Raw genomic sequence first — 12,170 nt, forward strand, 5'->3', positions numbered from 1 at the left:
CGTCGCCATGACCATGAAAACTCTCTTCGATCGCGAGGGCGTCACGCTGGAAGCCGGTGACGCACGGCTGAGCCTGAGTGGCCAGCCGGATTTCGACAATGCCGCAGAGCTGGCGGATTCCGGCAGGAAATGGCTGGGGCGCCGCGAGGATGGGGTTTCCATCGATCTGTGCGGCGTGGATAGCGCCAGTACCGCCACCCTGAGCGTACTGCTCGAGTGGCAGCGCCATCTGGCGGAGCATGGTGGGCATGTCGCTCACCTCGCGCTGTCTCCTGCATTGAGCCGACTGGCGGCAGTCTCCGGACTGGAAAACCTGCTGCCGGGGCTGAATGTCGCTGAGATCAGCGCCGAGCCCCCGCTGTCACTCGAGACGTCCTGAGTCAGCGGCGGCCTGATCGCCTGTCAGGTCGCACCGCTCTGCTGGTCGCTCGAGGCTTGTCCGAATCGCCATTCATGCGCGCGGCAACGTGGAGGCAGCGATTGACTGCCAATCGCGTTCCCGCGCGCTTTTGATTACCATGTGCGGTCATATCGCATCGATCGTCGCGCAAGGATTCCCTGCCACGATCCCGACATGTACCGCGAAGGAGTCACCGCTCGTCATGCAACCGAATGATGTCAAGGCCCTGCTCGAGGCTCGTATCGAGAACGTCGATTTTCATATCCAGGGTGAGGGCTGCAATTTCCAGGTCGTCGCCGTGGGGGATGTCTTTGCCGAGCTGAGCCGCGTCAAGGCCCAGCAGCTGGTCTACTCCGCGCTCAATGACGAGATCCGCTCTGGCGCGCTGCATGCCATCAGCATTCGTACCTATACCCCGGCGCAGTTCGAAGCTGCCGCCGGCAACGCTCAGGGTTGACCGGAACATTTCATGGATAAGCTGATCATCACTGGCAACGGGCCGGTCAACGGGGAAGTCTGGGCCAGCGGCGCCAAGAATTCGGCACTGCCCATTCTGGCAGCCACGCTGCTGTCGGAAGGTCCCGTGACCATCAGCAACCTGCCGCATCTGCAGGACATCACGACCAGCCTCGAGCTGCTCGGGCGCATGGGCGTCGAGCCGGTGATGGGCGACAACATGACCGTGCAGCTGGATGGCTCCAAGGTCGAGCATTGTCACGCGCCCTATGACCTGGTCAAGAAGATGCGTGCCTCGATTCTGGTGCTGGGCCCGCTGCTGGCGCACTTCGGCAGTGCCGAAGTCTCGCTGCCGGGTGGCTGCGCCATCGGCTCGCGTCCGGTGGATCTGCACATCCGTGGCCTGGAGGCGATGGGTGCCGAGATCACGGTCGAGAATGGCTACATCCGTGCCAAGGCGCCGGGTGGCCGCCTGAAGGGCGCGCGCATCGTCTTTGATGTCGTGACCGTCACCGGCACCGAGAACCTGCTGATGGCCGCGACCCTGGCCGATGGCCGCACCGTGCTGGAAAACGCCGCGCGTGAGCCGGAAGTCGTCGATCTGGCCGAGTGTCTGATCGCCATGGGCGCCAGGATCACGGGCCAGGGCTCCGACACCATCGTCATCGACGGTGTCGAGAAGCTGCACGGCTGTGAATACTCCGTCATGCCGGACCGCATCGAGACCGGTACCTTCCTGGTCGCGGCGGCCGCCTCGCGCGGCAAGGTGCGTGTCACGCGTACGCGTGCCGACACCCTGGACGCCGTACTGGCCAAGCTGGAAGAAGCCGGCGCCACCATCACCACCGGTGATGACTGGATTGAGCTTGACATGCACGGCAAGCGCCCGAAGGCAGTCAATATCCGCACGGCGCCGTACCCGGCATTCCCCACCGACATGCAGGCCCAGTTCGTGGCGATGAATGCGGTCGCGGAAGGCACCAGCACCGTGATCGAGACCATCTTCGAGAACCGCTTCATGCACGTGCAGGAGCTCAACCGCATGGGCGCCCACATCGCGCTCGAGGGCAACACCGCAGTCGTGACCGGCACCGAGCGCCTGTCCGGCGCGCCGGTGATGGCAACCGACCTGCGCGCCTCTGCCTCGCTGGTGATCGCGGCGATCGTCGCCGACGGCGAGACCATGGTCGACCGCATCTATCACATCGACCGCGGTTACGAGTGCATCGAAGAGAAGCTGTCCGGGCTGAACGTGATCATCCGTCGCTCCGCCGGCTGATCAGTGCCCCACCTCGCGCTGTCGGCCTTGGTTGACCGGCAGCGCGTGCCGAATTCCTACGTACAAGCACGGGCGAATACCCCATGAGCAAGCAACTGGTCGTCGCCCTCTCCAAGGGGCGTATCCTCAAGGAAACCCTGCCGCTGCTGGCTGACGCTGGCATCGAGCCGCTGGAAGATCTCGACAAGAGCCGCAAGCTGCTCTTCGATACCAATCTGCCGGACGTCAAGCTGGTCATCATCCGTGCCACCGACGTGCCGACCTACGTGCAGCTGGGTGCCGCCGATCTCGGTATCGCCGGCAAGGACGTGCTGCTCGAGCATGGCGCCGAAGGCCTGTACGAGCCGCTGGACCTGGAAATCGCCAAGTGTCGCCTGATGACCGCCGGTGTCGTCGGTCAGCAGCAGCAGGGCGCTCGCCGCCGTGTCGCGACCAAGTTCGTCGATGTCGCGCGTCGCTATTACGCCGAGCAGGGTATCCAGGCCGAAGTCATCAAGCTCTACGGCGCGATGGAATTGGCCCCGCTGATGAATCTGGCCGACGAGATCGTCGATATCGTCGACACTGGCAACACCCTGCGCGCCAATGGCATGGAGCCGCGTGAGCTGATCACCGACATCAGCACGCGTCTGGTGGTCAACAAGGCCGCCATGACCATGAAGCACGATCGCCTCAAGCCGCTGATCGATCGCCTGCGTCAGGCCGTGGAAGCCCGCCGCGAGGCGTGATGACGGCGTGCTGTTGGCATCGACCCGCTGGATACCCAAGGTCGCATAGATGACCGTGGCAGAAGATGACTCTCGAAACGCCAGCTGCCGCCCCTGCTCGTCACGATGCTTATCAAGATGATGCGGGCAGGCGGTGGACAGAGCCCGTCCGGTTCAGCCTTCTCTGCCAAGCAATGAGAAAAGAGGTTCGCATGGATACCTTGATCAACCGGCTTGATAGCCGTGATACCGATTTTACTGCCCGCCTGGACCGCTTGCTGTCATGGGAGGGCGTGTCCGATGCCGAGGTACAGCATCGTGTCACCGACATCCTCGCGCGCGTCAAGCAGGAAGGCGATGCGGCGCTGGTGGAGTTCTCCAACCGCTTCGACCGCCTGAATGTCTCGAGCATGGCCGAGTTGGTCATCGGTGCCGAGCGTCTGGCCCAGGCCTATGCCGACCTGCCGGCGGATCAGCGCGAGGCGCTGGCCGTGGCTGCCGAGCGTGTGCGTGTCTATCACGAGCATCAGAAGCCGGAAAGCTGGTCCTTCAAGGACGAGCACGGCAGCCTGCTGGGCCAGAAGGTCACGCCGCTGGATCGCGCCGGGATCTACGTGCCGGGCGGCAAGGCGGCCTATCCGTCTTCTGTGCTGATGAACGCGATTCCGGCGCATGTCGCGGGCGTGCGCGAGATCATCATGGTCGTGCCGACGCCGGACGGCGTGGTCAATGAGCTGGTGCTGGCCGCGGCGCACCTGGCGGGTATCGATCGTGTCTTCACCATCGGCGGCGCCCAGGCCGTGGCGGCACTGGCCTATGGCACCGAGACCGTGCCGCGCGTCGACAAGATCGTCGGCCCCGGCAACATCTACGTGGCGACTGCCAAGCGTGCGGTGTTCGGTCAGGTCGGTATCGACATGATCGCCGGGCCGTCCGAGATTCTGGTGGTCAGCGATGGCGTGACCGACCCGGACTGGCTGGCGATGGACCTGTTCTCCCAGGCCGAGCACGACGAAGATGCCCAGGCGATCCTGATCGGGTGGGATGACGAGCACCTGGCCGCCGTCGAGGCCTCCATCGAGCGACTGGCGCCGACCATGGAGCGTGCCGAGATCATCCTGACCTCGCTGCGTGAGCGCGGTGCCCTGATTCGCGTCAGCGGACCGGAGCAGGCACTGGAGCTGACCAACCGCATCGCGCCGGAGCACCTGGAGCTCTCGGTGGCGAATCCGGAGGAGTGGGTCGAGGGCGTGCGTCACGCCGGCGCCATCTTCATGGGTTCGCACACCTCTGAGGCGCTGGGCGATTACTGCGCCGGGCCGAATCACGTGCTGCCGACCTCCGGCACCGCGCGCTTCTCCTCGCCGCTGGGCGTCTATGACTTCCAGAAGCGCTCCTCGCTGATCCAGTGCTCGCCGGAAGGCGCGTCGGTGCTTGGGCGTACTGCCTCGGTGCTGGCACGCGGCGAGTCGCTGACGGCGCATGCGCGCAGTGCCGAGAATCGCATTCTCGACTGAGCCTGAGCATGAGGCTGAGACTGAGCCTTGTCTGGTCAGTCAAAAAAGCCCCGCGACGGTCTCCGTCGCGGGGCTTTTTGTCATCATGAGGCGGGTGGTCTGATCAAGGCATCGCGCCGATGTTCCGGCTCAGCCCTTGTCCTGCAGGGACGGCTCGACGGCTGCCGGCGTGTTGTCGGGAATCGGGCGCTCGCCGACCTTGACGTCGATGTCCAGCGTCTTGCCGTCACGCAGCAGGCGCAACTCCAGCGCATTGCCGGGTTTGACGGCGGCGATGTCGGCCATGGCCAGGCGAGCATCCAGCAGGCGCTTGCCGCCGATGGCAGTCAGGATATCGCCCGGACGCAGGCCGGCACGCGCGGCAGGGCCGTCACGCAGCACGGCGGCCACCACCACGCCTTGTGGGGCGCTCAGGCCGAAGGAGTGCGCCAGCGACGGCGTCAGCTCCTGCACTTCCAGTCCCAGCCAGCCCCGAATCACGCGCCCGTGGTCGACCAGCGATTCGAGGATGTCGCGCGCCAGGTTGGCGGGGATGGCGAAGCCGATGCCCTGCGAGCCGCCGGAGCGCGAATAGATGGCGGTATTGATGCCGACCAGTGAGCCGTCGGTGTTGATCAGGGCGCCGCCGGAGTTGCCGGGGTTGATCGCGGCATCGGTCTGGATGAAGTCTTCATAGGCGTTGAGGCCAAGATGGTTGCGTCCGGTGGCCGAGATGATGCCCATGGTGACCGTCTGGCCGACTCCGAAGGGATTGCCGATCGCCAGCGAGACATCGCCGACGTGGACCTGGGTGGAATCGGCGATCGCCACGGTGGGCAGGTTGTCGAGGTCGATCTTGAGCGCCGCGAGGTCGGATTCCGGGTCCACACCCACGACCTTGGCGAACGTCTCGCGGCCATCGCGCAGGGCGACCTGAATCTGGTCGGCGCCCTGGATGACGTGGTTGTTGGTCAGGATATAGCCGTCACTGGAGAGAATGACGCCAGAGCCCAGGCTCGACAGCATGCGCTGGCTGCGCAGGGCGTCTTCCCCGTAGAACTGGTTGAAGAAGGGATCGGACATCAGCGGATGCTTGCTGTCGTCCTTGATCTCGCGCGAGGAGTAGATATTGACCACCGCCGGTGCGGCGGCGTCCACCGCGGCCTGATAGCTGGCCGGGCCGCTGTTGCGTTGCAGCGGCGGTGCTTCACGCAGTACCGGGTCTGCCGACTCTTCGCGCTGCGCCGCTGACAGCGTCAGGCTCGGAGGCGGCAGCACCTGCTGATTGGCGGCAGAGTTCTGAGATGGGCTCGGGTAGGGGGTGTTGCCGGCCTGCTCGTTCTGCTGCGGGGCGGGCTCGCCCAGACCCAGCGTCGGAAAGCGATCCAGCACGACGACGGCCAGCAGGACGCCGGTGACGACGGGCCACAGTAGCGGGAGCAGTGTGCTGCGAAGAGAACGGGGCATCGGATTACCTGATAAAAAGTCCGCGCACCGACGCGATGCTGCGGACATGAAGATGAAAAGCCTGAAGATCCACGTGCCACGCGAAGGGATGGCCCCGGTCAAAGCGCGACACGCTTACATGGCGCCGATGCGCCGTTACAATGCTCGCCAGTGTAACACTCGATGACTCTGACTGCTGGAGGCCCAATGGCTGATCGTGACACGCTGATGAAGGCGCTGGATGGCTGTCTGGAGGCGCAGGCCTTCAAGGACTATACCGTCAATGGCTTGCAGGTGGAGGGGCGCCGTGAGGTGCGTCGCGTGATGACCGGTGTGACGGCCAGTCAGGCGCTGCTCGATGAGGCGCTCGCCTGGCAGGCCGACCTGGTGCTGGTGCATCACGGCTACTTCTGGAAGAACGAGCCGGCCCAGATCACCGGCATGAAGCGTCGGCGCCTCAAGACCTTGTTGGCCAATGACATCAATCTGGCGGCCTATCACCTGCCGTTGGATGCGCACCCGACACTTGGCAACAATGCTCAGCTGGCCGAGCGTCTGGGGCTGGTCAGTGAAGGCTGTCTGGATGGCGTGCCCGGGCGTGGCCTGGTGCATGTCGGGCGTCTGGCCGCTGAGGTGGAAGGGCTGGACAGCACCGCGCTGGGGGCCGAGTTCAGCCGGCGTCTGGGGCGCGAGGTGCTGGTCGTGGCCGGCCATGATCGTCCCATCAAGCGCATTGCCTGGTGCACCGGCGGCGCTCAGGACTATATCGGTCTGGCCATCGAGGCCGGTGTCGATGCCTTCCTCTCGGGCGAGATCTCCGAGCGCACCACCCATAGCGCCCGCGAAGAGGGAGTGACCTACTTCGCGGCGGGTCATCATGCGACCGAGCGTGACGGTGTGCGGGCCCTCGGCGAGTGGCTGGCGGCCGAGCATGGCGTGGAGCACCGCTTCGTGGATATCGACAACCCGGCGTGACATCTGATGCCGGAAACGACAACGGCCACCTCGAGAGGTGGCCGTTGTCGTTGTCGCTGTCGTTTTTAGATGCCGTGAGAGGTTCACGACAGCAGGGAGATCAGATACGCGGCGGGTTGGTAGCCGGTGTCTCGCCTTCACTCGGTTGCGGCTTGAGGCCGAAGTCCTCTGACAGGGTGCCACGGTTGTCGGCGTAATCACGCGGCAGGTCGACCTTGTCGGTCTCGCTGTCGTCCGGCGTGGTGTCAGTGTCCAGCAGGCGGCGCTTGAGCTGGCTGTCATCGCACAGCGCGGTGGCGCCAGTGGCCAGATGCTGGCGCAGCTCATTGCCGGCGCGCTGGATCTGGTCGGTCAGATCGCTGGCCTTGGAAAAGTGGTCGTTGAGGGCATCGCGGAACTGGGTCAGCTCCAGCTCGCGCTCAGCCAGCTTCTGGCGGGTCTTCTGGTTGCGGGCCACGTTGGCATTCAGCAGGTGGTAGCACAAGGCGCCGATACCGATGCCAGCCAGAAAACAGGCAATGGCCAGGATCCAGTCAATGTTGCTCTCGTTCACGTCGCTCTCCTTGTGTCACGACTGCGGTGATCGTCACCGCTGGGGCATGGTAGCGCTGAGATACGATGCCGGTATTCAATGATGTTCCATCATGCCGATCTCGGGATCGGTCTGGTGTCCAGCAGGTCAGCGCCGCTTGCCGCTGTCCTTCTTGCGTCAGTCTTGCGTGTCTCTTTCTTTGCTCGGTCTTTCGTGACTCGGTCTTTCGTGCCGCTTGCGTCTCAAAAGCGTCCACGCGCCATTATATCGGTGTGGTGCAGCGATGCGTCAATTCACGCGGCGCGCGACCTTGGTCGCCTGTCGGCGCAGCCGGCGGGGTGTGGGCGGATGCCAGCTCACGCCTTGCGAGCAATGCGCGCGGCGAAAGCCACGTCTTGCAGCCGATTGCTGGCCGGTGAGTGGGTAAAGTGGCCATCAAGGCGTATAATGCCGCGCAATTTCGTCCTTGCCTGCCCGCCGTGTCGGGTCAGGCGTGATCTTGTTCCTTTCATGTCAGGCGTGCGCCAGTCCGTAGCGCCTGACCTGCAGCGGGTTTCTCAATGCCAGCACCGACGCCTCTCGAGAAGTACCAGGCAGACCTCAAGCGTGATGACTTTGCCTACGATGCCGCCCAGGAAGAAGCGGTCCGCCATCTGCAGCGTCTCTACGACGACCTCTTGCGCACGCCGCGTCAGACGCCCGGCAAGGTGTCCGACGCGACGGGTGGCGGCGGGCTGGGCTCCAAGGTGCGTCGTCTGTTCGGCAAGCCGTCACGCACGGCGCCTGTCGATGAAGCGCCCGAGATCATGGGCCTCTACTTCTGGGGCGGCGTGGGGCGCGGCAAGACCTATCTCGTCGATACCTTCTACGAGAGCCTGCCGTTTGCCGACAAGATGCGCACGCACTTTCACCGCTTCATGCAGCGTGTCCACAATGAGCTCGGCCACTACAAGGGCGAGAAGAACCCGCTGACTCTGGTGGCGGCCAAGTTCGCCGTCGAGGCGCGCGTGATCTGTTTTGACGAATTCTTCGTCAAGGACATCACCGATGCGATGATTCTCGCCACCCTGTTCGAAGAGCTGTTCAAGCAGGGCGTGGTGCTGGTCGCCACCTCCAATATCGTGCCGGATGACCTCTACAAGGACGGCCTGCAGCGGGCGCGCTTCCTGCCGGCGATCGACCTGGTCAAGCGTCACTGCACGGTGGTCAACGTCGATTCCGGCATCGACTATCGCCTGCGCGCGCTGGAGCACGCCGAGCTCTTCCATAGCCCGCTGGGCGACGACAGTGCCGCGCGGCTGGCGCGGGAATTCCGCTCCATCGCCGGTGCCGAAGGCCATGCCGATGAAGGTCTGAGCATCAATCATCGCGTGCTGCACGCCCTGCGTCGCCATGAAGACGTGGTGTGGTTCCACTTCGATGAGCTGTGTGATGGCCCGCGTAGCCAGAATGACTACATCGAGCTCGCGCGTGAATTCCACACCGTGCTGGTGTCCGAGGTGCCGCAGATGGGGCGCGACAGCGACGACCAGGTGCGTCGTTTCATCAACATGGTCGATGAGTTCTATGACCGTGGCGTCAAGCTGCTGATGAGCGCCGCGACGCCCGTCGAGGACCTCTATACCGGCGGCAACCTGGATTTCGAATTCCAGCGCACGCTGTCACGTCTGCAGGAAATGCAATCGCGTGAGTATCTCGCGCTACCGCACAAGCCGTGAGGCCTGCGGCAAGGGCAAAATAGCCTTTGTGGTAGGCGGGCATGACATGTACAATGCGCGCTCGCTCGAACTGTTGACCGGTTCTCGAGCCATCCTGAGTCATTCACTCCTGATGGGCGAGGGCAGTCTGGAGATGAGGGGACAGTGACTGCGCAAGCAGCACGCCGCTCGTTGCCAGACGTCGGACAACCAAGAAAAATAGGGATTGGTCGCGCACACAAGTGCAAGACCCGACTATAGGTGATTCATCCATGAAGACGTTTACTGCTAAGCCGCAGTCCGTCCAGCGTGACTGGTTCGTCGTCGACGCAGCCGGCAAGACGCTGGGCCGTATGGCTACCGAAATTGCTCGTCGCCTGCGCGGCAAGCATAAAGCCGAGTACACTCCGCACGTTGATACTGGCGATTACATCGTCGTCATCAATGCCGAGAAAGTCGCTGTGACTGGCCGCAAGGCAGAAGCCAAGACCTACTACCGTCACACCGGTTACCCGGGCGGCCTGCGCTCCATGAACTTCAACCAGATGATCGAGCACAAGCCTGAGCGTGTGATCGAACTGGCTGTCAAGGGCATGCTGCCGAAGGGCCCGCTGGGTCGTGCCATGCAGTCCAAGCTGAAAGTCTATGCTGGCTCCGAGCATCCGCACGCTGCGCAGCAGCCGCAAGAACTGAACATCTGAGGGAAGCATCGCCATGACACAGCAGCACTACGGTACCGGGCGCCGCAAGACTTCTACCGCGCGCGTCTTCCTGAAGCCGGGCACCGGCAAAATCACCGTCAACCAGCGTGACCTGAACGACTACTTCGGTCGTGTGACAGGCCGCATGGTTGTCCGTCAGCCGCTCGAGCTGACCGAAACTACCGAACAGTTCGACGTCTACGTCACTGTTGCTGGTGGTGGTGGTTCTGCTCAAGCCGGCGCTATCCGTCACGGCATCACTCGTGCCCTGATGGCTTACAACGAAGACTTCCGTCCGGCCCTTCGCGCCGCCGGTTACGTCACTCGTGACGCCCGTGAAGTCGAGCGTAAGAAAGTCGGTCTGCGCAAGGCCCGTCGTCGTCCGCAGTTCTCCAAGCGTTAAGAGAATTCGCGTCGACCACAAGAACGTCCAGTGCCCGCAAGGGTGCTGGACGTTTTTTTTGCGGTCTCGCTGCACGATTGACGAAAGCGGCTTTGGTCAAGGTGGCTTTCTTGAGTTGTGAGCGCTCTGTTCTTGCCCTTTAATACAAGCAAGCATCAAGTGCTCGGCAAGTGGATGGCCCAGCATCAAGCGGTAGTGTTTGGGAGATAACAATAAAATGTCAGATCAAGGTGTGAACCGAGGGCGACGCCGCTTCCTCGTCAGCGCAACCACCGTGGTCGGGGCGGTAGGGGTGGTCGGTATCGCAACGCCCTTCCTGGCGTCCTGGCAGCCAAGTGCGCGTGCCCGTGCGGCAGGCGCGCCTGTCACGGCGGATATCTCGCGGCTGGCACCCGGCCAGCAGATGACCATCGAATGGCGCGGCAAACCGGTGTGGGTGGTGCGTCGCACCCCCGAGATGATCGCCGATATCCGCGCCATCCCCCCCGCAGAGCTGCAGGATCCCGAGTCACTGCGTCCCCAGCAGCCCCCCTATGTCGATGCCGTGCTGCGTTCCATCAAGCCGGAATATGTGGTGTTGGTGGGTATCTGCACGCACCTGGGCTGCTCGCCTGGCTATCGTCCCGAGATCGGCGCGGCGGATCTCGGTGCGGACTGGCCGGGCGGCTATCTGTGTGCCTGTCATGGGTCCAAGTTCGATCTCGCCGGGCGAGTCTTCACCGGAGTGCCGGCGCCTTCGAATCTGGAGGTGCCGCCGCATCGCTACGAGAGTGAGCAGGTGCTGGTGGTGGGTGTCGACGAGGAGGCTGCCTGATGGGGAATCCAAACCGTGCCAAGGCGCCACGCGGCATCATGCGCTGGATCGATGATCGCCTGCCGGCCACCCAGTTTCTGCAGGACCATCTGACCGGCTACTACGCGCCGAAGAACTTCAACTTCTTCTACTTCTTCGGCTCGCTGGCCTTGCTGGTGCTGGTCAATCAGATATTGACCGGCATCTGGCTGACGATGAGCTATACGCCGAGTGCCGAGGAGGCCTTTGCCTCCATCGAGTACATCATGCGCGATGTGGAGTACGGCTGGCTGATCCGTTACATGCATTCCACCGGCGCCTCGGCCTTCTTCGTGGTCATCTATCTGCACATGTTCCGTGGCCTGCTGTATGGCTCCTACCGTGCGCCTCGCGAGCTGGTCTGGATCTTCGGCATGTGCATCTATCTGGCGCTGATGGCCGAGGCCTTCATGGGCTATCTGCTGCCCTGGGGGCAGATGTCCTACTGGGGGGCGCAGGTGATCATCTCGCTGTTCACGGCGATTCCGGTCATCGGGGCAGACCTGGCGCAGATGATACGTGGCGACTACCTGATCTCGGGGATCACCCTGAACCGCTTCTTTGCGCTGCATGTCATCGCCTTGCCACTAGTGATCGTCGGGCTGGTGGTGCTGCATCTGGTGGCGCTGCACGAGGTGGGCTCGAACAATCCCGATGGCATCGAGATCAAGGACAGGAAGGATGAGGCGGGGCAGCCGCTGGATGGCATTCCCTTCCATCCCTATTACACGGTGAAGGACCTCGTCGGCGTCGGCGTCTTCCTGTTCGTGTTCTGTGCGGTGATCTTCTACTTCCCCGAAGGCGGCGGCTACTTCCTGGAGACGCCGAACTTCGAGCCGGCCAATTCGCTCAAGACGCCCGAGCACATCGCGCCGGTGTGGTACTTCACGCCGTTCTACGCCATGTTGCGCGCGGTCAATTACCCGCTGTTCGGCGTGGATGCCAAGTTCTGGGGTGTGGTGGTCATGGGGCTGGCTATCGCCATCCTGTTCGTGCTGCCGTGGCTGGATCGCTCGGCGGTGCGCTCGATCCGCTACAAGGGCTGGCTGTCGCGTATCGCCATCGTCATCTTCGTGGTGAGTTTCGTGACGCTGGGCGTGCTGGGGGTGATGCCGCCCACGCAGGAGCGCACGATCATCGCGCAGCTGGCGACCGTGGCATATTTCGCCTTCTTCATACTGATGCCGCTGTATACGCGCTTCGAGACGACGCGAGCGGTGCCTGACAGGGTGACGGGCCGATGAGC

At 63.4% G+C, this 12,170-nt stretch carries 13 protein-coding genes; 11 read left to right on the forward strand and 2 right to left on the reverse strand.

Translation table 11 applies throughout. The features are described from left to right. Positions 1 to 7: 7 nt before the first annotated feature. From R2R70_RS00305 to hisD, 5 genes are all read left to right on the forward strand, one after another. Entirely contained in the window at positions 8 to 379 is a 372-nt protein-coding gene (locus R2R70_RS00305; protein ID WP_054555102.1) for a lipid asymmetry maintenance protein MlaB, read from the forward strand. 223 nt (positions 380 to 602) lie between these two features. Continuing rightward, positions 603 to 857 (forward strand): BolA family protein, encoded by a 255-nt coding sequence (locus R2R70_RS00310; RefSeq protein ID WP_043332541.1) that lies wholly within the window; start codon positions 603 to 605, stop codon positions 855 to 857. 12 nt (positions 858 to 869) lie between these two features. Then, entirely contained in the window at positions 870 to 2,135 is a 1,266-nt protein-coding gene (gene murA, locus R2R70_RS00315) for a UDP-N-acetylglucosamine 1-carboxyvinyltransferase (protein ID WP_043332539.1), read from the forward strand. An 83-nt stretch (positions 2,136 to 2,218) separates the two neighbouring features. Next, positions 2,219 to 2,863 (forward strand): ATP phosphoribosyltransferase, encoded by a 645-nt coding sequence (gene hisG / locus R2R70_RS00320; RefSeq protein WP_043332537.1) that lies wholly within the window; start codon positions 2,219 to 2,221, stop codon positions 2,861 to 2,863. A 191-nt stretch (positions 2,864 to 3,054) separates the two neighbouring features. Continuing rightward, on the forward strand, positions 3,055 to 4,359 hold the full coding sequence (gene hisD, locus R2R70_RS00325; protein ID WP_107335420.1) for a histidinol dehydrogenase: 1,305 nt from the start codon (positions 3,055 to 3,057) through the stop codon (positions 4,357 to 4,359). Between the two features lie 129 nt (positions 4,360 to 4,488). Here the strand turns inward: hisD and R2R70_RS00330 are convergent, their stop codons facing one another. Then, entirely contained in the window at positions 4,489 to 5,805 is a 1,317-nt protein-coding gene (locus tag R2R70_RS00330; protein WP_213113422.1) for a S1C family serine protease, read from the reverse strand. A gap of 186 nt (positions 5,806 to 5,991) precedes the next feature. On the opposite strand from R2R70_RS00330, the gene R2R70_RS00335 reads away from it, so the two are divergent. Then, complete coding sequence (locus R2R70_RS00335) at positions 5,992 to 6,759, forward strand: Nif3-like dinuclear metal center hexameric protein (RefSeq protein WP_216059705.1); 768 nt, start codon at positions 5,992 to 5,994, stop codon at positions 6,757 to 6,759. Between the two features lie 100 nt (positions 6,760 to 6,859). Here R2R70_RS00335 and R2R70_RS00340 read toward each other — a convergent pair whose 3' ends face one another. Further along, positions 6,860 to 7,312, reverse strand: coding sequence for a YhcB family protein (locus R2R70_RS00340; protein WP_043332529.1), 453 nt, complete (start codon positions 7,310 to 7,312; stop codon positions 6,860 to 6,862). Positions 7,313 to 7,851: 539 nt separating this feature from the next. Between R2R70_RS00340 and zapE the strand changes: the two genes are divergently transcribed. The 5 genes from zapE (at position 7,852) to R2R70_RS00365 (ending at position 12,168) form a co-directional block, all read left to right on the forward strand. Continuing rightward, the gene (gene zapE / locus R2R70_RS00345) at positions 7,852 to 9,009 is read left to right on the forward strand and encodes a cell division protein ZapE (RefSeq protein WP_410976933.1); all 1,158 of its coding nucleotides are present in this window, start codon (positions 7,852 to 7,854) and stop codon (positions 9,007 to 9,009) included. 251 nt (positions 9,010 to 9,260) lie between these two features. Further along, complete coding sequence (gene rplM, locus R2R70_RS00350; protein ID WP_043332524.1) at positions 9,261 to 9,689, forward strand: 50S ribosomal protein L13; 429 nt, start codon at positions 9,261 to 9,263, stop codon at positions 9,687 to 9,689. A 13-nt stretch (positions 9,690 to 9,702) separates the two neighbouring features. After that, a complete protein-coding gene (rpsI, locus tag R2R70_RS00355; protein ID WP_043332522.1) occupies positions 9,703 to 10,092 on the forward strand; it encodes a 30S ribosomal protein S9 in 390 nt (129 codons plus the stop codon). 217 nt (positions 10,093 to 10,309) lie between these two features. Then, entirely contained in the window at positions 10,310 to 10,906 is a 597-nt protein-coding gene (gene petA / locus R2R70_RS00360; RefSeq protein WP_216059707.1) for a ubiquinol-cytochrome c reductase iron-sulfur subunit, read from the forward strand. After that, positions 10,906 to 12,168: a cytochrome b gene (locus R2R70_RS00365; protein ID WP_107335416.1), complete on the forward strand. Its 1,263-nt coding sequence runs from the start codon at positions 10,906 to 10,908 to the stop codon at positions 12,166 to 12,168. Before petA ends, R2R70_RS00365 begins: the two co-directional genes overlap by 1 nt. Positions 12,169 to 12,170 lie beyond the last annotated feature (2 nt).

The organism is Cobetia sp. SIMBA_158 (assembly GCF_046566945.1).
GTDB classification, from domain to species: Bacteria; Pseudomonadota; Gammaproteobacteria; order Pseudomonadales; family Halomonadaceae; genus Cobetia; species Cobetia amphilecti.

Coding starts and splice junctions, on each gene's coding strand:
- R2R70_RS00305 (WP_054555102.1), top strand. CDS start 8: ATGACCATGAAAACTCTCTTCGATCGCGAGGGCGTCACGCTGGAAGCC.
- R2R70_RS00310 (WP_043332541.1), top strand. CDS start 603: ATGCAACCGAATGATGTCAAGGCCCTGCTCGAGGCTCGTATCGAGAAC.
- murA (WP_043332539.1), top strand. CDS start 870: ATGGATAAGCTGATCATCACTGGCAACGGGCCGGTCAACGGGGAAGTC.
- hisG (WP_043332537.1), top strand. CDS start 2,219: ATGAGCAAGCAACTGGTCGTCGCCCTCTCCAAGGGGCGTATCCTCAAG.
- hisD (WP_107335420.1), top strand. CDS start 3,055: ATGGATACCTTGATCAACCGGCTTGATAGCCGTGATACCGATTTTACT.
- R2R70_RS00330 (WP_213113422.1), bottom strand. CDS start 5,805: ATGCCCCGTTCTCTTCGCAGCACACTGCTCCCGCTACTGTGGCCCGTC.
- R2R70_RS00335 (WP_216059705.1), top strand. CDS start 5,992: ATGGCTGATCGTGACACGCTGATGAAGGCGCTGGATGGCTGTCTGGAG.
- zapE (WP_410976933.1), top strand. CDS start 7,852: ATGCCAGCACCGACGCCTCTCGAGAAGTACCAGGCAGACCTCAAGCGT.
- rplM (WP_043332524.1), top strand. CDS start 9,261: ATGAAGACGTTTACTGCTAAGCCGCAGTCCGTCCAGCGTGACTGGTTC.
- rpsI (WP_043332522.1), top strand. CDS start 9,703: ATGACACAGCAGCACTACGGTACCGGGCGCCGCAAGACTTCTACCGCG.
- petA (WP_216059707.1), top strand. CDS start 10,310: ATGTCAGATCAAGGTGTGAACCGAGGGCGACGCCGCTTCCTCGTCAGC.
- R2R70_RS00365 (WP_107335416.1), top strand. CDS start 10,906: ATGGGGAATCCAAACCGTGCCAAGGCGCCACGCGGCATCATGCGCTGG.